Source organism: Anaerostipes faecalis, assembly GCF_018982945.1.
In the GTDB taxonomy this organism is placed as follows: domain Bacteria; phylum Bacillota; class Clostridia; order Lachnospirales; family Lachnospiraceae; genus Anaerostipes; species Anaerostipes faecalis.
Genome location: NZ_JABRXE010000003.1, coordinates 107,350 through 127,631, shown reverse-complemented (window position 1 = coordinate 127,631; position 20,282 = coordinate 107,350). Strand labels below are relative to the sequence as shown.

The following is a 20,282-nucleotide window of genomic DNA, read 5'->3' as shown; positions in this document are numbered from 1 at the left end:
GAATACATTATGAGATTATTAATAGTAGAAGATGAAAAAGATTTAAGGGAAATATTGAAAAAGAGGCTGGTGAAAGAAAAATACAGTGTGGATGCCTGTGGAAACGGACTGGAAGCCATGGATTATATTGACATGACTTCTTATGACGGAATGATTCTGGATATTATGGTGCCGGGAAAGGATGGTTTATCGATTTTAAAGGAAGTTCGAAATCAGGGAAAGGACACACCGATTCTGATGCTGACAGCGAAAGACGGGATTGAAGACAGAGTAAAAGGACTGGATCTGGGGGCTGATGATTATCTGGTGAAACCTTTTGCTTTTGATGAGCTTTTGGCAAGAATCCGGGTCATGATGCGGCGGAAACCTAGTTTTACTTCTAATCGGCTGGAAGTAGCAGATCTTATATTGGATCGTGATACAAAACAGGTCTGGAGAAATGGAAAAGAGATTTTTCTTTCTGCCAAAGAGTTTATGATATTAGAATGTCTTATGAGAAATAAAAATGTTGTGTTATCCAGAAATCAGATTGAGCAAAATGCATGGGATTTTAACTTTGAAGGCAGTTCCAATGTGATAGATGTTTATATTCGGTATCTTAGGAAAAAAATTGATGAAGGATTTGAAAGGAAACTGATTCATACAGTCAGAGGAGCCGGATATGTGCTGAGGGATGTGGAATGAAAAGATGTTCAATTAAAATGAAAGTCACATTGTGGTATACAGGAATTGTGGCGGTAATTCTTGGGATTGTTTTTTCTGTGACGCTAGTTTTTGTTAATAAAACAGGTTTGTCTGCGACAGAGGAAGAAGTACAGGGAGCGGTGACCGGATTTACAGGAAACATAAAGTTTCAGGATGATACCTACTATATGAGCAGTGATGCAGAATTTTATAACGATGGAGTTATGTTTTGTGTGTATGATGAAACTGGAAGGCTTTTATATGGAAGCATGCCGGTTGATTTTCCTAAACAGACGACTTTGATATCCAGCCAGCCAAGAATTGTAAAAACGGGGCAGAAGCAGTGGATGGTATATGACAGTATTCAAACTTATGGACAGGGGAAGGCTCTATGGATCCGAGGGATAACTTCTATTCATAACATGGAAACATTTGTGGAGACAGCAAAGCATATTATCATTTTTCTGTTTCCAGGATTAATTTTTATCATTGGTCTGATTGGATATTTTATGACAAAACATGCACTAAAGTCAGTAGATGTTATTTGCGGGGAGGCAGATAGGATAAGCAGTGGAGATGACTTATCCCAGAGATTATCTTTACCTAAGGCAAGGGATGAAATATACCATTTGACAGAGCGTTTTAATCAGATGTTTGAGAGACTTCAAGAATCATTTGAAAATGAAAAACAATTTACTGCTGATGCATCTCATGAATTGCGGACTCCGGTGGCGGTGATGATTTCTGAGTGTGAATATCTTTTAGATAATCAAGATCTCAGTCAGGAACAAAGAGAAGAGGTAGAGATTCTTTTACGGCAGGCGCAGAAAATGTCACGTCTGGTTTCTCAAATGCTGATGATTGCAAGAGAAGAAAAAACTGTGAATGCCAGTCAGTTTGAAACTGTGGATTTTAGTATGCTGACAGAGATAGTAGCAGAAGAGATGGAAGGACAGGCACAGCAGAAATGTATATCTATTTCCGTTCATGGGGAAGAACAGCTTATGGTGCAGGGTGACCAGACACTATTAATGCGAATGATGATGAATTTGATTCAAAATGCTGTCTCATATGGAAAAGAAAAAGGACATATATGGATTGATTTAAGAAGAAATGAAAATCGGGTGGAAGGACAGATTGCAGATGATGGTATCGGTATACAACCTGAGTTTTTAGATAAAATATGGAATCGATTCTATCGGGTAGATAAAAGCAGAAGTAGTTCTCAGGGAACCGGACTGGGATTGTCTATGGTAAAATGGATCGTAAGACTTCATGGTGGAGAAATAAAAGTAGAAAGTACCTTCGGAGAAGGTACAGTATTTTCTTTTTGGCTTCCGGCATTGTAAACATCTGGAAGTTATGGGAATGATACTGGACGGTCTATGTGAGATAGAGTATAATATGGCTTTATGAATTATAATGAAAATGTAAGGAGAGAATTGTGGAAAAGAGAGAAAAGTTTTCATCAAGAATCGGATTTATTCTGATTTCTGCCGGATGTGCCATAGGATTGGGTAATGTCTGGAGATTTCCGTTTATTGCAGGGCAATACGGAGGTGCGGCATTTGTATTGGTCTACTTGTTTTTTCTTTTTGTATTGGGACTGCCGATTATGGTAATGGAGTATGCTGTAGGACGAGCCAGTCAGAGAAGTATTGCTGCATCTTTTCAGAAACTGGAACCAAAGGGCAGTAAATGGCATTGGTACAGTTATATTGGAATGGCAGGAAATTATCTTCTCATGATGTTTTATACAACTGTTGCAGGGTGGATGATCTGTTATTTCATTAAGATGATAAAAGGTGAATTCGTTGCAAAAACGCCAGCACAGGTAGAAGGGATTTTTGCTACTATGCTTTCAAAACCTGGGACTCAGATTTTCTGGATGCTGGTGGTAATTGTACTGGGATTTCTTGTATGTTCCATGGGACTTGAAAAGGGTGTGGAAAAGATCACTACTGTAATGATGTCATGTCTGTTTGTGGTAATCCTTATATTAATTGTAAGAAGTGTAACCTTAACTGGAGCAGCTAAAGGATTAAAATTTTATCTGGTTCCTGATTTTGGCGCAATGAAAAAACAGGGGATAATGACTGTTGTGTCTGCAGCAATGGGACAGGCCTTTTTTACATTGAGTCTTGGAATAGGTGCCATTGCGATTTTCGGAAGTTATATTGATAAAAGCCGTCGATTGACGGGAGAGGCAATCAATGTAGCTATACTGGATACATTGGTAGCATTGATGGCTGGGTTAATTATTTTTCCTGCATGTTCAGCATTTGGTGTAAGACCGGACAGTGGTCCTAATCTGGTATTTATTACTTTACCAAATGTTTTTAATGAAATGCCTGGAAGCCGTTTATGGGGTGCTTTATTCTTCCTGTTTATGAGTTTTGCAGCATTATCAACGATTATTGCAGTATTTCAGAATATTATTTCCTTTGCACAGGATTTGTGGGGATGGAGTCTAAAGAAATCAATTGCCTTTAATGCAGTGGCAATTGTTGTATTATCTTTGCCTTGTGCGTTAGGATTCAATGTGTGGAGCTTTATAGAGCCTCTTGGATCAGGAACTACTATACAGGATCTGGAAGATTTTATTGTCAGCAATAATATTCTTCCTTTGGGATCTTTGATATATCTTCTGTTTTGTGTAACAAAGTATGGATGGGGCTGGAAGAACTTTACAAAAGAAGCCAATGAAGGAGAAGGAATCAGATTCCCGGAATGGACAAGAATTTATGTGACATATATTTTGCCATTGATCGTAGTGTTTATTTTTGTACAGGGATATATTGATAAGTTCTTTTAAAAAAATAAAAGTGTGTAAGCGAATCAGAGCTTACACACTTTTTTCTATGGAATAAAATTTATTTTGCATCAGCTGTTTTATGGAAGTTTGTATGAGTTGTATCTTTCTCCTTTTTATGAATCAGCTTTTTAAAGCAGGAGACGGCAACCATAAATCCAAGTGCCATTAACAGTAAGGCAACGATCAGCTGGAGTCCGTCAATCATAAATACAAATCCTCCAGTTACGAAGATCTTTGTAAAGATACCAATAACTGCCTGGATTAATGCAGTGAATGTAACGATCAGCATAATGCACATTGGAGCGTAAAGTGTCCATCCTTTTCTTCCTGTTGTCAATAAGAAGACAGATAATGCAATCAGAACTAATGAAGCTAACAGCTGGTTGGCAGCGCCAAATAAAGGCCAGATGTTATTGTATCCACCAAGACATAACAGGAATCCGAAGAATAAGGTAATAACAGTAGCAAAATATTTGTTAGTACAGAGTTTTCTGAATCCTGACAGGTCAGATCCATCTGCTGATTCACCAAGGAACAATTCCTGGAAAGACATACGTCCAATTCGTGCAACAGAGTCTAAAGATGTTAATGCCAGTGCGGAAACGCACATTGTCATAAAGCATACAGCCACATGTTTTGGAATACCAAGTAATGTCAGAAATCCTGCAACATTTCCAGAGAAAATCTGAAAAGGAGTTCCGGCAGGCATTTTTCCACCGACTGCGGCTGCTCCAACAACAACTAAAGCGATGACACCAAGCAGAGATTCTACCATCATTGAACCATATCCGACAAAAAGCATGTCTTTTTCATTGCTAATTGTTTTAGATGATGTTCCAGAAGATACCAGACTGTGGAATCCTGAAACAGCGCCGCAGGCAATGGTAATAAACAATGTTGGGAATAAGCTCTTTCCAGCCACATTAAATCCGTTGAAAGCAGGTAAATTCATTGCAGGGTGAGCAACAAAAACACCAAGAACAGCACCGGCAATCATACCGACCAACAAGAAAGTACTTAAATAATCACGAGGCTGCATTAATAACCACATTGGCATTACAGATGCCAGGAATAAGTAAACCATAACTACACCAGTCCATGTGGCCTTTCCAAAATACAGTGGAAAAGCAATTCCCAATGCAAGCATGGCAATCAATAAAACAATACCAATCACAAATTCTACAACCTGATTTGGCTTAAAGTATTTTGTAAAGAGACCGAATACAATGGCACCTACGATAAACAGCATAGAAATAGAAGCGGCAGCTGCATTTGGTGAGCTTTTTACACCTGTATCGGTAAATCCGTTAAATGTACTGGCAACCATATCGGTAAATGCAGCAATTACCAGCAGTGTAAATAACCATGAAAATAGGAGAAATAATTTTCTTCCTGTTTTTCCGATATATTTTTCAATCAAAATACCCATGGATTTTCCTTCGTTCTTTACAGAAGCATATAAGGCGGTAAAGTCCTGAACAGCTCCGAAGAAAATTCCTCCGATAATCAGCCATAAAAGGACTGGAACCCATCCGAACATTGCTGCGATGATCGGTCCGGTAACAGGTCCTGCACCAGCGATAGATGAAAACTGATGTGAGAAAACAACCAGTTTTGGTGTTGGAATATAATCTTCCCCATCTTCATGTGTATAAGCAGGGGTTTTTGCTTTTGGATCAATACCCCATGATTTAGCAAGCCAGCGTCCATAAAGAACATATCCGGCAGCCAGTGCAACGATAGCGATAGCTACGATTGTTAAACTATTCATTTTAATCACTCCTCTAAAAATATAACTACAATTCAAAACACAAAATACAATCTTATACAATAGAACATTTTTTGATTGAAATAAAAAAACGTCTTCCAAAATGCTTTTGCATTTTAGAAGACGAAAAATATTCCGCGGTACCACTTCATGTTATTACATAAATTATAATCTCTCTATCACATCCTGTGAATGTGTTTCCTGATAACGGTAGAAATCCGGTCTCACTTACTAATGGTAAGTCCATGTTCAGTTGACTGCTCACAGGGGATGTTCATGAATGGCTTCTGCTGTTTCACACCAAACGCAGCTCTCTGGAAGAAGTGTACATTCATCAATGTGTCCTGCTCATTGCATACTGTATTTTGTTGAAACTTAGTTTAATCCAGTGATTTTTAATTGTCAATAGAAAGCCGTGTACATTTTTTTGTACACGGCTGATACAAATCGGCTATATCAGATTGTTTCTTAAATCAGTGCGGCAGATACTTCTTTTAATTTCATGCCATTGGATCCTTTTACAAGAATCACATCATTTTCTTTTAGATTTTCTTTCAGATATGCAATTAAATCCTGGTTGGATGCAAAATGTTTTGCATGAATAGGAGAATCACTTTCTTCCACTGCTTTTATAAATTCCAGAGATAAATTTCCGGTGATAAGAAGATCGGTAACAGAGGTTGTAACAAGGAAATCTCCTACTTCCCGGTGATATTTTGGTGAATCAGGTCCAAGCTCCAGCATGTCCGATAAAACAGCAATTTTTCTTCCTGTTGTCTGGAAGCTGGACAGGATTTTAAGGCTTGCTTTCATGGAATCAGGACTTGCATTATAAGCATCATCAATGACGGTATAACCGTTTTTGTTGATAATGTTCTGACGCTGACCGGAAAATGTGGATAACTGCTGTTTGATTTTTTCCATTGGTACATGATAGCGAAGACCAATTGCCATGGCAGCCAAAGCATTGGAAACATTGTGTTCACCCAGGACATTCAATGTAACTGTTTCACGTATTTTATCATAACAAAAATCAAAAATGGTCTGTCCGTCTTTTTCTGTAATATTTTCTGCACGATAGGTACAATCAGGTGCAAAACCATAGAATTCATAAGGTTTTTTCACGTAATCCAGGTGTTTCCGGATCATGTCATTGTCTCCATTCAGGAATAAAATACCATCTTCAGGAAGACCGTTTTGTATATCCAGTTTTTCACGGCAGATATTATCTCTGGAGCCCATCATTTCAATATGAGATACCCCCACATTTGTCACTACGCCAACATTAGGATGAATGATATTTCCGAGAATCGTAATCTGTCCCGGTTCGCTCATTCCCATTTCAAGAACACCAATTTCATCGTTTGAGGAAAGGTGATCTAAAGTTAAAGGAACTCCTACCTGGCTGTTCTGATTTCCAATGGTCTCAAATACTTTGAAGCTGCCGCGAAGGACATGGGCAATCATTTCTCTGGTTGTTGTTTTACCAACGCTTCCGGTTACCCCCACAATTGGAAGAGACATTTTGTTACGATAATAAGCGGCAATCTGCTGCATAGCTGTTAATGTATCAGGAACTTTAATATAAGGGGCTTCACCTGAGGCTTCTTCATGTTCCTGAGTCAGGGCAGCACCTCCGTTTTTCAGGGCACTGGATATAAAAATGTGTGCATCTACCCGTTCACCGATAATTGGAACAAATAAGGTGTTAGGGCCCATTTCCATAGAATTTGTGCTGATTCTGTCAATAACCATAGAAGGATCACCGCACAAAAGTGTGCCACCGGTAGCAGTTAAAATGTCTTTTATTGTCATATTTTCCATTTAAAACCTCAATTCCAAGCAAAATGCTTTTTTTCTTTTTTCTTCAGATTGTTCTATAATGAGATTATAGCATAAGAATAAGGAATATGTTAAAATTATCATAAGAAGAATCAGGAGGGTAAATAGAATCAAAAGATAAGAAAGGGAAGCAGGACCCCAAGTTTATGATCAGCCGATAGGAGTTAAATAGTTTCATGAGTTTTACACATTTACATGTTCATACAGAATACAGTCTGCTGGATGGGTCCAGTAAGATTAAGGAACTTGTCCATCAGACCAAAGAACTGGGAATGGACAGTATTGCAATTACAGATCATGGTGCCATGTACGGAGTGATTGATTTTTACAAGGCAGCCAGAGCAGAAGGAATTAAGCCAATCATTGGATGCGAGATATATGTAACCACAGGTTCAAGGTTTGATAAGGACACAAAGCAGGGAGAGAATCGTTACTATCATCTGGTCCTTCTGGCAGAAAATGATCAAGGGTATCATAATCTGATGAAAATCGTATCCAGAGGATTTACAGAAGGATTTTATTATAAGCCAAGAGTGGATTATGAGGTTCTGAGAAAATATAGTGAAGGATTAATTGCATTAAGTGCATGTCTGGCAGGAGAAGTGGCATCCTATATTTGTCAGGATGATTATGAAAAAGCAAAAAAAGCTGCTTTAGGACTTCAGGAGATTTTTGGAGAAGGTAACTTCTTTTTGGAACTTCAGGATCATGGAATCAGCCAGCAGACAAAAGTAAATACTGCTTTACTGAAAATGTCTCAGGAAACAGGAATTGATCTGGTAGCTACCAATGATATACATTACACATACAAGGATGATGTGGAAGCTCATGATATTCTCTTATGTATCCAGACAGGTAAAAAAGTTCAGGATGAAGATAGAATGAGGTATGAGGGAGGACAGTATTATCTGAAATCACCAGAGGAAATGAAACGATTGTTTCCGTATGCTGCAAAGGCCCTTGAAAATACAGAAAAGATTGCCGGACGCTGTAATGTTGAAATCGTATTTGGAGAACAGAAAGTACCTAAATATGATGTTCCTGAAGGATTTACGGCAGTATCATATCTGAAGCATCTATGTCAGGAAGGAATTCAGCAGAGATATCATCAGGTTACAGATGAGTTGAGAGAACGTCTGGATTATGAGCTGACAACCATTGAAAATATGGGATATGTAGATTACTTTCTGATTGTCTGGGATTTTATTCATTATGCCAAAGAGCATGGAATTGCAGTGGGTCCGGGACGAGGTTCTGCTGCAGGAAGTATAGTCGCCTATTGCCTGGAGATAACAGATATTGATCCTATACGATATCAGCTTCTCTTTGAACGTTTTCTAAACCCGGAACGTGTATCTATGCCAGATATTGATGTGGATTTTTGTTATGAAAGACGACAGGAAGTTATTAACTATGTGGTTAAGAAGTATGGTAAAGATCAGGTTGTACAGATCATTACTTTTGGAACCATGGCGGCAAGAATGGTTATTCGTGATGTAGGAAGAGTACTGGACATTCCATATGCCAAGGTTGACAGTATCGCCAAAATGATTCCTAATGAATTGAATATTACCATTGATAAGGCGTTAAAAATCAGTTCAGATCTGAAGAAGGTGTATGAGGAAGATGAGGAAACCAGACATTTGATTGAGATGTCCAGACGTTTGGAAGGACTGCCAAGACATGCATCCATGCATGCAGCTGGTGTCGTTATTGGAAAACGTGCTATTGATGAATATGTACCGTTGGCGACAGGAGCAGATAATGCAGTGACTACCCAGTTTACCATGACCACCATCGAAGAACTGGGGCTTTTAAAAATGGACTTTCTTGGGCTGAGAACTTTGACGGTTATTCAGGATGCAGTGGAACTGGTCAAAAGGTCAAAACCGGATTTTGATATCAGTACCATTGATCCAAATGACAGAAAAGTATATGAGATGATTGGAAACGGTCATACAGAGGGGGTATTTCAGCTGGAAAGTTCCGGAATGAAAAGTTTCATGAAGGAATTAAAGCCAACCAATATGGAGGATATCATAGCTGGGATTTCTCTTTACCGTCCAGGTCCAATGGATTTTATTCCTCGTTATATTGAAGGAAAAAACAGTACAGAGAGCATACATTATGAATGTGAGGAAATGGAAGAGATTCTGGAACCGACCTATGGATGTATTGTTTATCAGGAACAGGTTATGCAGATCGTAATGAAACTGGCTGGATATACTTTAGGACGAAGTGACCTTGTAAGGCGTGCCATGTCCAAGAAAAAAGGTGACGTTATGATGAAGGAACGTCAGAATTTCGTTTATGGAAATGAAGAAGAAGGAATTCCCGGCTGCATTCATAATGGAATCGATGAAAAAACTGCTAACCATATCTGGGATGAAATGCTGGATTTTGCAAAATACGCATTTAACAAATCCCATGCAGCAGCATATGCGGTGGTTTCTTACCGTACAGCGTATTTAAAATGTCATTATCCGGTGGAATTTATGGCAGCATTGCTGACTTCTGTTCTTGGAAATACTTCAAAAATCGCAGAATATAGTTATGCCTGCAGAAAAATGGGAATACAGATTCTGCCACCGGATATTAACAGGGGAGAAGGTTCTTTTTCTGTTGATCATGGAAATATCAGATATGGACTGACAGCTATAAAAAGTCTTGGAAAGCCTGTTATTGAAGCTATTATAAAAGAACGCAGGGAACATGGGACTTTCAGAGATCTTAATGACCTGGTAGAAAGATTATCCAGCAGGGAGATGAATAAACGAACTATGGAAAATCTCATAAAATCAGGAGCTTTAGATGGTTTTGGTGTCACAAGAAAACAACAGATGTTTGTTTATGCCGGAGTACTGGACAATATACAAAAGGAACGCAAAAATGAAATTGCCGGTCAGATGAGTCTGATGGATCTGCTGTCAGAAGAGGATCAGGAGACTTTCCAGATTCATTATCCTGATGTAGGTGAATATGAAAAAGAACAGTTGCTGGCGATGGAGAAAGAAGTCCTTGGTATTTATGTAAGCGGACACCCTTTGGATGATGATATGGAAATGCTGGAGAGAAACACCAATGCAAGTACTGCTGATTTTGTTATAGATGAGGAAACAGGAAAAACTGTGATTCATGATCAGCAAAGCTGTATCATTGGTGGAATCATCAGTGATATTAATGTTAAATTGACAAGAAAGAATCAGAATATGGCATTTTTAACACTGGAAGATCTAAGAGGAACTGTGGAAGTTATTGTTTTTCCGCGTCAGTATGCATCCTGTCAGTCAATCTTAAAGGAAGATGCAAAAGTTTTTATAAAAGGAATTGCTTCTGTATCTGAAGAAGAAAGCAAATTGATATGCAATCAGATTGTACCTTTTTATGAAGTGGCAAAAGAGCTGTGGATACAGTTTCCTGATAAAAACACTTATTTCCGGGAAGAACAGTGGCTAAAAGAAGAATTAAAGGTTTATCCGGGAAAAAGTCCGGTCATTGTATATTGTAAGGCAGAAAAGGCGGTGAACCGTCTTGGACATGACTGGATGGTGGAAACAGATCAGGATATGATCTATCAGCTGGAAAAAAGGTATGGAAAAGAAAATATTCGACTTCGTTCGTTAGGATTATAATAAAGACTATTGAAAAACTTGACTAAATAGATTAGAATAAGCCTAGTTAGGAATTGTGTGAGTAAAATTTGGAGGATATTTCGTATGGGAAAACCAAAAATTAAAACAATTGGTGTATTGACCAGTGGTGGAGATGCACCAGCAATGAACGCAGCAGTACGTGCAGTTGCAAGAATCGGTCTGGAAAGAGGACTGAAAGTTAAAGGTATCCGTAAGGGATATAATGGATTGTTAAATGAAGATATTATTGATCTGACACCAAGAGAAACTGCCGATAGTATTTCAAGAGGTGGTACAATCCTTTTCACAGCTCGTTGTGAAGAATTTAAAACAGAAGAAGGACAAAAAAGAGGTGCTGAAATTTGTAAGGCACATGGTATTGAAGGTCTGGTAGTAATCGGTGGAGACGGTTCTTTCCAGGGAGCTAAAAAATTAGCTGAGCTTGGAATTAACACAATCGGTGTTCCGGGAACCATTGACCTGGATATTGCCTGCACAGAATATACCATTGGTTTTGATACAGCTGTCAATACAGCCATGTCAGCAATCGATAAGATTCGTGATACATCTACATCTCATGAACGATGCAGTATCGTAGAGGTTATGGGACGTGGTGCAGGATATATCGCATTATGGTGCGGTATTGCAACAGGTGCGGAAGATATTCTGATTCCTGAAAGTTTTGATGGAAATCTTCCTAAAGTTGAACAGCAGATCATTGAACATCTGCTTCGTAACAGAGCTCGTGGTAAAACACACCATATGGTTATCAATGCAGAAGGTGTTGGACATTCTTACAGCATGGCTAAGAGAATCGAGTCTGCAACAGGTATCGAGACAAGAGCAACAATTCTGGGACATATGCAGCGTGGTGGAAGCCCAACTGCAAAAGACCGTGTATATGCATCTATGATGGGTGCCTATGCCGTGGATCTTCTTTGTGCAGGAAAAACAAATCGTGTCGTAGGATACCAGAATGGTAAATTCATGGATATGGATATCATGGAAGGTCTTTCTATGGAAAAACATATTGATGATTATCAGTTACAGATTGCACATCTGTTAGGAAAATAAAAGAAAAGAAAAATTAAGAGAAAAGTACGGCTCCTTTGCAGAGAAGGAGTCTGCTTTTCTTTTGTATTCTTACAGGAAATTTGGGTGGATTTTCTGTAAGAATACAAAAGAAGGTAAGAAAGGGGTTTAAGAATGAAACGTTTGAAACCGGTACAGATAATCTTACTGGGATTTTTATTGACGATTTTGATTGGATCCGTACTTTTAATGCTCCCTGTTTCTTCAAAAAGCGGTCAGATGACACCATATATCGACTCACTTTTTACAGCAACAACATCTGTCTGTGTAACAGGACTGGTTGTAGAAACCACCATGACCCATTGGAGTTTTTTCGGTCAGCTGGTCATTGCAGTGCTGATCCAGATCGGAGGATTAGGTGTAGTTACCATTACTGCAGGAATGTTTTTTTTGTTAGGAAAAAGAATCAGCTTAAGTAACCGGATGCTGATACAGGAGTCCATGGGACTTAATACCATGTCGGGTCTTGTAGTTCTTGTAAAGAAAATATTTGTAGGGACGTTTATTGTAGAAGGAATTGGAGCATTATTATATGCAACACAGTTTATACCGGAATTTGGATGGAGATATGGAATCTGGGCATCGATATTTAACTCTATTTCAGCATTTTGTAATGCGGGAATGGATATTGTACAGCTGGATAGTTTAAGGAGCTATGTCACCAATCCGGTCATTAATTTTACAACCATGGGACTCATTGTTCTTGGAGGACTTGGATTTATTGTATGGAAAGATATGTACCATGGATTAAAGGATTTAATATACAGAAAGTGTACTGTGAAGCGTGCCTGGGATAAATTAAGATTTCACAGCAAAGTTGCTATAACGGCAACGCTGTTTTTGATTATTGCAGGAACTGTTTTAATCTTCATATTTGAATTTAATAATCCGGAAACAATGAAAGATCTGAATGTGGGACAGAAATTAATGGCATCTATGTTTCAGTCTGTGACTACTCGTACAGCAGGATTTGAAACGATACCGCAGGCCGGGCTGTCAGAGGGTTCATCTTTGATTTCTATGATTCTCATGTTCATTGGAGGATCACCGGTGGGAACCGCAGGTGGAGTAAAAACAGTTACCTTTACAATCCTTATTTATTGTGTTGTCACAGTGGCAAAACAAGAAGATGATATTAGCTTGTTCAGGAGAAAAGTATCAGATGTTCTGGTACCAAAAGCACTGGCAATTATCATGATTAATCTCTCAGTTCTTCTGACGGCGGTTTTGTTTTTACTGTTATTTGATGATCAGACATTTATGACAACCTGTTATGAATGTGTATCAGCCTTAGCAACGGTAGGGCTGTCAAAAGGAATGACACCGGAGTTGAATTTATTTGGTAAAATAATAATCATTATTACAATGTATCTTGGAAGAGTTGGTCCGATTTCCATGGCTATTGGATTTTCTGTTGGAAAGAAGAAGAAAAAGAAACGGTCATTCTCTTATCCTGAAGAAGAATTGATATTATAAGTTTGGAGGTAAGTAGGAAAATGAGAAAATCAATTGCTGTACTGGGACTTGGAAAATTTGGCAGCAGTATTGCACGTAATCTGATGAAAGGTGGAGCAGAGGTGCTTGCTGTGGATAAAAACGAAGATCTTGTGCGCGAAATTGCAGAAGAAGTCACATGTGCAGTTTGTGCAGATGTTTCTGATAACGAGGTTATGCATAGTATCGGACTGGAAGAGATGGATGCAATGGTTATTGCCACAGCAGAACATCTGGACGCCAGTGTAATGGCGCTTATGATTGCAAAAGAAATAGGAGTTCCTTATGTAATGGCGAAAGCCGATGGAAAATTAAAAGGTGAGATTTTGAAACGAATAGGAGCAGATGAAATCGTTTATCCTGAAGAAGAGATGGGTGCGAGAATTGCCAACAATCTTCTTGGAGGACGAATGACGGATTTATTTGATCTATCTGCAGATACAAGTATTGTAAAAATACCGGTACGAAAAATGTGGGCGGGAAAATCTCTTGCACAGCTGGATTTTCGTGGAAAATATCATGTTAATGTTATTGCCATTGAAAGTAAAAAAGGTGTTGACGGTGCACCAAATCCAATGGAACCATTAAAAGAAGGAAATAATCTCATTTTGATTGGAAGGAAAGAGTGTTTAGAAAAGCTTCGATAGGAAATTTATGATAACAACAAATCAAAATAAACAAATTAAGCAGATATTAAAATTAAAGAAAAATGCAAGAGAACGAAAAAAAGAAAAAATGTTTATTGTGGAAGGTATTCGAATGTTTCGGGAAATACCAGAAGATCAGTTTGTAAAAGCTTATGTTACAGAGGATTTTTTTGGAGAGCATAACGAATTGTTTCAGCAAAAAGATACGGAGATTGTATCGGATTCAGTTATGAAAGAAATTTCAGACACCATGACTCCGCAGGGAGTTCTGGCGCTTGTAAAAATGAAAGAGTATTCCCTGGATGAATTTCTTGGGAAGCATCCTTTGCTTCTGGTACTGGAAAATATTCAGGATCCGGGAAATCTTGGAACCATTCTCAGGACCGGAGAAGGAGCAGGAATTACCGGACTGATTATGAGCAAAGATACAGTAGATATTTATAATCCCAAAGTGATTCGTTCTACTATGGGTTCTATATTCAGGGTTCCTTTCTGTTATGTGGAGGAGATGGCAGATGCTGTAGATTTTTTAAAAAAAAATGATATAACTACGTATGCAGCACATCTGGACGGAGCAACCTATACAAAAGAGAATTTTAAAGGGGCATCAGCTTTTTTTATTGGCAATGAAGGAAATGGATTAACCAGACAGTTAACAGAAAAAGCAGATAAAATGATTAAAATTCCGATGATGGGAAAAGTTGAATCTCTAAATGCTGCCATGGCTTCAGGATTACTTGTTTATGAAGCCAGGCGCCAAAGAGGAGAAGGAGGGGAGTAAAATGTATACAATTTACTGGCTGATAGCTGTTGGAGTATTTTTACTTGTGGAAATACTTACGCTTGGTCTCACCAGTATCTGGTTTGCAGGAGGTGCTTTAGTGGCGTCATTTACTGCATTTTTAGGAGCACCTTTATTTTTTCAGCTGATTGTTTTTATTGTGGTAACCTGCGTTTTATTTATGCTGACACGTCCATGGGCACAGAGATTTTTTAATAATAGTGTAGAAAAAACCAATGCAGAAGCTTTGATAGGAAAGCATGCCATAGTAAAGAATAGTATTGATAATAAAAGGGGAAAGGGTACAGTATTTATTAATGGAATGGACTGGTCTGCAAGATCTGTTAACGGGGAAGAAATTCCGGAAGAAACAGAGGTTCTGATTCATGAGATACAAGGTGTAAAACTGGTAGTAGAACCGGTAGATGAACCTGTAGTAGAACCGGTAGAAAATCTGGAGGGACCTGTGGAAGAAGAAATGCAGAATGAGGAATCAGAAGGGATATCTGATAATGATGAGGAGAAACAGGAGGAGTTATAATGTTTATTGTATTACCGATTCTTATTATACTAATTGTATTAGTGATGCTGTCAACCATACGAATCGTGCCGCAGGCATATGCTTATGTGGTGGAACGTTTAGGGGCATATCAGGGAACCTGGTCAGTGGGACTTCATGTTAAAGTTCCATTTATCGACAGAGTTGCAAAAAGAGTGAATCTGAAGGAGCAGGTGGTAGATTTTCCACCTCAGCCGGTGATAACAAAAGATAATGTAACCATGCAGATTGATACAGTGGTATATTTTCAGATTACGGATCCAAAGCTATATAGTTATGGGGTGGAAAATCCAATCATGGCCATTGAGAATTTAACTGCCACAACACTGCGAAATGTTATTGGTGATCTGGAACTGGATGAAACACTGACTTCCAGAGAGACCATCAACACGCAGATGAGGGCAACTCTTGATGAGGCAACGGATCCATGGGGAATTAAAGTAAATCGTGTGGAATTGAAAAATATCATTCCGCCGGCAGCAATCCAGGATGCCATGGAAAAACAGATGAAAGCAGAGCGAGAACGACGAGAAGCAATTCTACGTGCAGAAGGAGAGAAAAAGTCTGCTATCTTACGTGCAGAAGGACAGAAAGAATCTGTTGTTTTACAGGCACAGGGAGAAAAAGAATCTGCCATTTTACGTGCGGAAGCACAGAAAGAAGCAACCATTCGTGAAGCAGAAGGTCAGGCAGAAGCAATTCGTACAATCCAGCAGGCCAATGCTCAGGGAATTGAATTTATCAAAAATGCCGGAGCAGATGATGCGGTTATCCAGCTTAAGAGTCTGGAAGCTTTCGCTAAGGCCGCTGATGGAAAGGCAACAAAGATTATTATTCCTTCAGAAATACAAAGCTTAGCCGGAATGGTGAAATCGGTAACGGAAATTGGACAAAATGATAATATTAATGTATAATATATTACGATGAGCTAATAGAAGCTTAACGAAGAATTAATATTTAGGAGGAATATGACATGAGATTGAAAAAAGTATTGGCATTATCACTGGCAGCAGTGATGGGAATGAGTCTTGTAGCATGTGGAAGCAAATCAGATGACAGTAAAAAGGAAAAAACATATAAAATCGCTTCTGATACAACATTTGCACCATTTGAATTTGAAAATGAAGATGGTGAAAGAGTCGGAATTGACCTGGAATTATTAGATGCAATTGCAAAAGAAGAAGGATTTAAATATGAAGTTGAGGCTGTAGGATTTGATGCAGCTATGGCAGCTGTGGAATCAGGACAGAGCGATGGAATGATTGCAGGTATGTCTATTACCGATGAAAGAAAAGAAAAATATGATTTCTCTGATTCCTACTATACATCTAAAGTATGTTTTGCAACAGAAAAAGGATCTGATATTGACACTTTAGAAGATTTAAAAGGAAAAAATGTAGTTGCTAAAGTTGGTACTGTTGGAGCAGCTTATGCAGAAAAAATGGCTAAGAAATATGATTTCAAAGTAAAACAGATCGATGCATCTCCTACAATGTATCAGGAAGTTGTATCTGGTAATGCAGTAGCATGTTTTGAAGATTTCCCTGTTATGAATTATGAAATTCAGGAAAAAGGACAGAAATTAGAAGTACCATTTATCTCTGATGAAGGTAGTGAATATGGATTCGCAGTTAAAAAAGGTGAAAACAGTGAATTATTAGATAAATTTAACAGCGGATTAAAGAAAATCAAAGACAACGGTAAATATCAGAAAATTGTTGATAAATACGCAAAAGAAAAATAGAACTGAGGTTAGGACATGAATTTTATACAGCTATTAGTAAAATACGCACCGACCTTCAATGAAACACTGATTCTGACATTACAGTTGACATTAGTATCATTGGTATGTGCCAGTATTCTTGGAATCATTTTTGGTATGTTCAGTATTGCCAAAACAAAAATTTTAAATATTATTTCCAGCATTTATATTGACATTATCCGTGGAACACCATTGATCGTACAGGTATTTATTATGTATTATGGTGTTGGTATGAGTATTTTAAAGCCAGTATTTAATATCAGCTGGAACGAACTTGGCGGAGTATTTACTGCTGGTGCTATTGCATTAAGTTTAAATGCAGGTGCTTATATGGCAGAAATTGTCCGTGGAGGAATCGAATCTGTAGATAAAGGACAAATGGAAGCTGCAAGAAGCCTTGGCTTGCCTTATGGAAAAGCTATGAGCAAAGTAATACTTCCTCAGGCAATTCGTACTATGCTTCCATCTATCATCAATCAGTTTATTATTTCATTGAAAGATACATCACTGATTTCTGTTATTGGAATTCGTGAACTGACAATGAATGCCAAGATGATTTCAGCCAATGAATCAGCTGCTGTTTTAACAGTTTATGTTATTGCAGCTGCCTACTATTTAGTAATCTGTACGATCCTTTCTAAGGTGGCTAAGGTTCTGGAAAGGAGAATGTCATATGGAAAATAAAGTAGTTGTCAAGGGACTGGTAAAGAGCTTTGGGAAGCTTGAAGTATTAAAAGGAATGGATGTGGAAGTAAAAGACGGCGAGGTAGTTTGTCTTATAGGACCTTCCGGATCTGGTAAAAGTACTTTCTTAAGATGTTTAAATCGTCTGGAATCCATTACTGGAGGCCAGGTGATTATCGATGGTTTTGATATTACAGATAAGAATACAGATATCAATAAAGTCCGTGAGAATATCGGAATGGTTTTCCAGCATTTTAATCTGTTTCCGCATAAGACAGTCATGGAAAATATAATCATGGCACCTGTGGAACTAAAAAAAATGACAAAAGAGCAGGCAATTGCAGTAGGTCAAAGTCTGTTAAAAGATGTTGGACTATCTGAGAAGGCAGATGCCTATCCGGCACAGTTATCCGGAGGGCAGAAACAGCGTGTAGCCATTGCAAGGGCACTGGCAATGCATCCGGATATTATGTTATTTGATGAACCTACATCAGCTCTGGATCCAGAGATGGTAGGAGAAGTATTAAATGTAATGAAGACTCTGGCAAAACAGGGTATGACCATGGTTGTGGTAACTCATGAAATGGGATTTGCAAGAGAAGTGGCAGATCGTATTATCTTTATGGATGGAGGGTATATCGTAGAACAGGGAACACCTGCAGAAGTATTAGGAAATCCAAAAGAAGAGAGAACCATAAACTTCCTTAATCAGGTATTATAAAAATTTAAAAGACATCCCCGCAAAATGCTTTTGCACTGCGCTTGTGCAGATTGTTTTGCCTGGGATGTCTTTTTCATTACATAGGAAAGGAGATACAATATGAAAACAATTTTATGTTTTGGTGATTCTAATACTTATGGATATAACCCGGAAAATGGGTTCCGGTATCCTTATGAACAAAGGTGGACCAGTATCCTGCAGGAAAATGTTTCCGGAAAGGCTATTGTCATTCCAGAGGGATTAAATGGAAGAACCACATGTTTTGAAGATGAGATCAGACCGGGTAGAAATGGTGTAACATATCTGGATCCCTGCCTGCACAGTCACGGGCCCATTGATCTGGTGGTATTAATGCTTGGAACCAATGATCTGAAAATAAGATTTCAGGCCACTCCTGCAGATATCGGGAAAGCTATAGAAAGATTAATTAAAATGATTTTATCTATAACACCGGAAAAAAGACAGGATAAAAAGCCGGCAAAGATTCTTCTGGTATCGCCTATTTATTTAGGAGATAATTTATGTGAAATAGACAGTGGAGAAGAAATGGGATATGAAAGAGGAATTGAATATTCCAGACGTCTGGCACCAATATATAAACAATATGCAGATATGTATGGAATAGATTTTATGGATGCAGCCAGATATGCAGAGCCGTCAAAACTTGATGCATGTCATTTGTCTGCCAAAGGACATGAGAAACTGGGAAAGGCAATTACAGTTAAATGTCGAGAAATCCTTGAAATCTAGCGGTCTCAGGGTTGTTTTCAAGGATTGGTTCATATATAATAAGTACCATATAAGCATATGGCATAAAAAATGCCTGAATTGTAAGAAAGCGGAGGAACTAAAGATGGATTTAAAAGGAAGAAATTTTCTGACATTGAAGGATTTTACACCGGAAGAAATTGGATATTTCATTGAATTGGCAGAAAAATTAAAGGCAGATAAGAAAAAAGGAATTACAGGTAACAGCCTGAAAGGTAAAAATATAGCATTATTATTTGAAAAACCAAGTACAAGAACAAGATGTTCTTTTACCATCGGGTGCGTAGATGAAGGTGGACATCCGGAATATCTTGGAAAGGATGATATCCAGCTTGGACATAAAGAGTCTGTAGAAGATACAGCAAGAGTACTGGGAAGAATGTTTGACGGAATTGAATTCCGTGGATTCTCTCATGAAAATGTGGAAAAACTTGCAGAATACAGTGGAGTACCTGTATGGAATGGATTAACAGACAAATATCATCCAACACAGGTTCTGGCAGATTTTCTTACATTAAAAGAACAATTTGGTAAATTAGAAGGACTGAATTTTGTATTTGCAGGAGACGGAAGAAACAATGTAGCAAACTCTCTTATGATCGGATGTGCAAAAATGGGACTGAATTTCATATGTCTGGCACCTAAGAGCCTGTGGCCGGAAGAAGAACTGGTTGAACAGTGTAAAGAATATGCAAAAGCATCAGGAGCGACCCTTACATTTACAGATAATGTAGAAGAAGGTGTGAAAGATGCTGACTGTATTTATACTGATGTATGGGTATCTATGGGAGAAGAAGAAAAATCAGCAGAACGTATGGCAATTTTAAGACCATATCAGGTAAATCGTGAAATGATGAATATGACAGGAAAAGACACAACAGTTGTTATGCACTGCCTGCCAGCAGTTAAAGGAAATGAAATAACAGAAGATGTATTTGAAGAATATGCAACTGTAATCTTTGATGAAGCAGAAAACCGTATGCATACAATCAAAGCGGTTATGGTAGCAACATTAGGAGAATAAAACAAAACA

General features: G+C 38.3%; 17 protein-coding genes and 1 other annotated feature. Of the genes, 15 read left to right on the top strand and 2 right to left on the bottom strand.

All coding sequences use genetic code 11. The features are described from left to right. Window positions 1-9: 9 nt before the first annotated feature. From KTB61_RS04825 to KTB61_RS04815, 3 genes are all read left to right on the top strand, one after another. Entirely contained in the window at window positions 10-684 is a 675-nt protein-coding gene (locus KTB61_RS04825) for a response regulator transcription factor (protein ID WP_075759507.1), read from the top strand. Window positions 685-701: 17 nt separating this feature from the next. Further along, the gene (locus KTB61_RS04820) at window positions 702-2,033 is read left to right on the top strand and encodes a sensor histidine kinase (protein ID WP_230973613.1); all 1,332 of its coding nucleotides are present in this window, start codon (window positions 702-704) and stop codon (window positions 2,031-2,033) included. 95 nt (window positions 2,034-2,128) lie between these two features. Next, on the top strand, window positions 2,129-3,499 hold the full coding sequence (locus tag KTB61_RS04815; RefSeq protein ID WP_075759505.1) for a sodium-dependent transporter: 1,371 nt from the start codon (window positions 2,129-2,131) through the stop codon (window positions 3,497-3,499). A 58-nt stretch (window positions 3,500-3,557) separates the two neighbouring features. On the opposite strand, the gene KTB61_RS04810 is transcribed toward KTB61_RS04815, so the two are convergent. Together KTB61_RS04810 and KTB61_RS04805 are read right to left on the bottom strand one after the other, a co-directional pair. After that, the gene (locus KTB61_RS04810; RefSeq protein ID WP_216696932.1) at window positions 3,558-5,270 is read right to left on the bottom strand and encodes a carbon starvation CstA family protein; all 1,713 of its coding nucleotides are present in this window, start codon (window positions 5,268-5,270) and stop codon (window positions 3,558-3,560) included. Window positions 5,271-5,383: 113 nt separating this feature from the next. Then, window positions 5,384-5,628, bottom strand: a binding site (T-box leader). A 107-nt stretch (window positions 5,629-5,735) separates the two neighbouring features. Then, window positions 5,736-7,091 carry a UDP-N-acetylmuramoyl-tripeptide--D-alanyl-D-alanine ligase gene (locus KTB61_RS04805; RefSeq protein WP_075759503.1) on the bottom strand — a complete coding sequence of 452 codons (1,356 nt, stop codon included), beginning with the start codon at window positions 7,089-7,091 and terminating at the stop codon, window positions 5,736-5,738. A 194-nt stretch (window positions 7,092-7,285) separates the two neighbouring features. Here KTB61_RS04805 and KTB61_RS04800 point away from each other — a divergent pair, with 194 nt between their 5' ends. The 12 genes from KTB61_RS04800 to argF all read left to right on the top strand — a co-directional run bounded on the left by KTB61_RS04800 (window position 7,286) and on the right by argF (window position 20,273). Further along, the gene (locus KTB61_RS04800; protein ID WP_216696931.1) at window positions 7,286-10,741 is read left to right on the top strand and encodes a DNA polymerase III subunit alpha; all 3,456 of its coding nucleotides are present in this window, start codon (window positions 7,286-7,288) and stop codon (window positions 10,739-10,741) included. A gap of 84 nt (window positions 10,742-10,825) precedes the next feature. Then, a complete protein-coding gene (gene pfkA / locus KTB61_RS04795) occupies window positions 10,826-11,815 on the top strand; it encodes a 6-phosphofructokinase (RefSeq protein WP_075759501.1) in 990 nt (329 codons plus the stop codon). A gap of 132 nt (window positions 11,816-11,947) precedes the next feature. Then, window positions 11,948-13,309, top strand: a complete 1,362-nt coding sequence (locus KTB61_RS04790) for a TrkH family potassium uptake protein (RefSeq protein ID WP_216696930.1) — start codon at window positions 11,948-11,950, stop codon at window positions 13,307-13,309. A 20-nt stretch (window positions 13,310-13,329) separates the two neighbouring features. Then, a complete protein-coding gene (locus KTB61_RS04785; protein WP_075759499.1) occupies window positions 13,330-13,974 on the top strand; it encodes a potassium channel family protein in 645 nt (214 codons plus the stop codon). Window positions 13,975-13,981: 7 nt separating this feature from the next. Beyond that, window positions 13,982-14,755: a TrmH family RNA methyltransferase gene (locus tag KTB61_RS04780; protein ID WP_216696929.1), complete on the top strand. Its 774-nt coding sequence runs from the start codon at window positions 13,982-13,984 to the stop codon at window positions 14,753-14,755. A 1-nt stretch (window position 14,756) separates the two neighbouring features. Then, window positions 14,757-15,296 (top strand): NfeD family protein, encoded by a 540-nt coding sequence (locus tag KTB61_RS04775; protein WP_216696928.1) that lies wholly within the window; start codon window positions 14,757-14,759, stop codon window positions 15,294-15,296. Next, entirely contained in the window at window positions 15,296-16,228 is a 933-nt protein-coding gene (locus KTB61_RS04770; protein WP_075759496.1) for an SPFH domain-containing protein, read from the top strand. Before KTB61_RS04775 ends, KTB61_RS04770 begins: the two co-directional genes overlap by 1 nt. Window positions 16,229-16,293: 65 nt before the next feature. Beyond that, entirely contained in the window at window positions 16,294-17,058 is a 765-nt protein-coding gene (locus KTB61_RS04765) for a transporter substrate-binding domain-containing protein (protein ID WP_334292854.1), read from the top strand. Between the two features lie 15 nt (window positions 17,059-17,073). Beyond that, complete coding sequence (locus KTB61_RS04760; RefSeq protein ID WP_216696927.1) at window positions 17,074-17,760, top strand: amino acid ABC transporter permease; 687 nt, start codon at window positions 17,074-17,076, stop codon at window positions 17,758-17,760. After that, entirely contained in the window at window positions 17,750-18,481 is a 732-nt protein-coding gene (locus tag KTB61_RS04755) for an amino acid ABC transporter ATP-binding protein (RefSeq protein WP_075759493.1), read from the top strand. Before KTB61_RS04760 ends, KTB61_RS04755 begins: the two co-directional genes overlap by 11 nt. Before the next feature lie 99 nt (window positions 18,482-18,580). Beyond that, window positions 18,581-19,231 carry an SGNH/GDSL hydrolase family protein gene (locus KTB61_RS04750; protein WP_075759492.1) on the top strand — a complete coding sequence of 217 codons (651 nt, stop codon included), beginning with the start codon at window positions 18,581-18,583 and terminating at the stop codon, window positions 19,229-19,231. A gap of 103 nt (window positions 19,232-19,334) precedes the next feature. Next, window positions 19,335-20,273, top strand: a complete 939-nt coding sequence (argF, locus tag KTB61_RS04745; protein WP_075759491.1) for an ornithine carbamoyltransferase — start codon at window positions 19,335-19,337, stop codon at window positions 20,271-20,273. Window positions 20,274-20,282: the final 9 nt, after the last annotated feature.

Excerpts from the sequence above, each read along its gene's own strand:
- KTB61_RS04825 (WP_075759507.1), top strand. The coding sequence starts at position 10 with ATGAGATTATTAATAGTAGAAGATGAAAAAGATTTAAGGGAAATATTG.
- KTB61_RS04820 (WP_230973613.1), top strand. The coding sequence starts at position 702 with ATGAAAGTCACATTGTGGTATACAGGAATTGTGGCGGTAATTCTTGGG.
- KTB61_RS04810 (WP_216696932.1), bottom strand. The coding sequence starts at position 5,270 with ATGAATAGTTTAACAATCGTAGCTATCGCTATCGTTGCACTGGCTGCC.
- KTB61_RS04805 (WP_075759503.1), bottom strand. The coding sequence starts at position 7,091 with ATGGAAAATATGACAATAAAAGACATTTTAACTGCTACCGGTGGCACA.
- KTB61_RS04800 (WP_216696931.1), top strand. The coding sequence starts at position 7,286 with ATGAGTTTTACACATTTACATGTTCATACAGAATACAGTCTGCTGGAT.
- pfkA (WP_075759501.1), top strand. The coding sequence starts at position 10,826 with ATGGGAAAACCAAAAATTAAAACAATTGGTGTATTGACCAGTGGTGGA.
- KTB61_RS04790 (WP_216696930.1), top strand. The coding sequence starts at position 11,948 with ATGAAACGTTTGAAACCGGTACAGATAATCTTACTGGGATTTTTATTG.
- KTB61_RS04785 (WP_075759499.1), top strand. The coding sequence starts at position 13,330 with ATGAGAAAATCAATTGCTGTACTGGGACTTGGAAAATTTGGCAGCAGT.
- KTB61_RS04780 (WP_216696929.1), top strand. The coding sequence starts at position 13,982 with ATGATAACAACAAATCAAAATAAACAAATTAAGCAGATATTAAAATTA.
- KTB61_RS04775 (WP_216696928.1), top strand. The coding sequence starts at position 14,757 with ATGTATACAATTTACTGGCTGATAGCTGTTGGAGTATTTTTACTTGTG.
- KTB61_RS04770 (WP_075759496.1), top strand. The coding sequence starts at position 15,296 with ATGTTTATTGTATTACCGATTCTTATTATACTAATTGTATTAGTGATG.
- KTB61_RS04760 (WP_216696927.1), top strand. The coding sequence starts at position 17,074 with ATGAATTTTATACAGCTATTAGTAAAATACGCACCGACCTTCAATGAA.
- KTB61_RS04755 (WP_075759493.1), top strand. The coding sequence starts at position 17,750 with ATGGAAAATAAAGTAGTTGTCAAGGGACTGGTAAAGAGCTTTGGGAAG.
- KTB61_RS04750 (WP_075759492.1), top strand. The coding sequence starts at position 18,581 with ATGAAAACAATTTTATGTTTTGGTGATTCTAATACTTATGGATATAAC.
- argF (WP_075759491.1), top strand. The coding sequence starts at position 19,335 with ATGGATTTAAAAGGAAGAAATTTTCTGACATTGAAGGATTTTACACCG.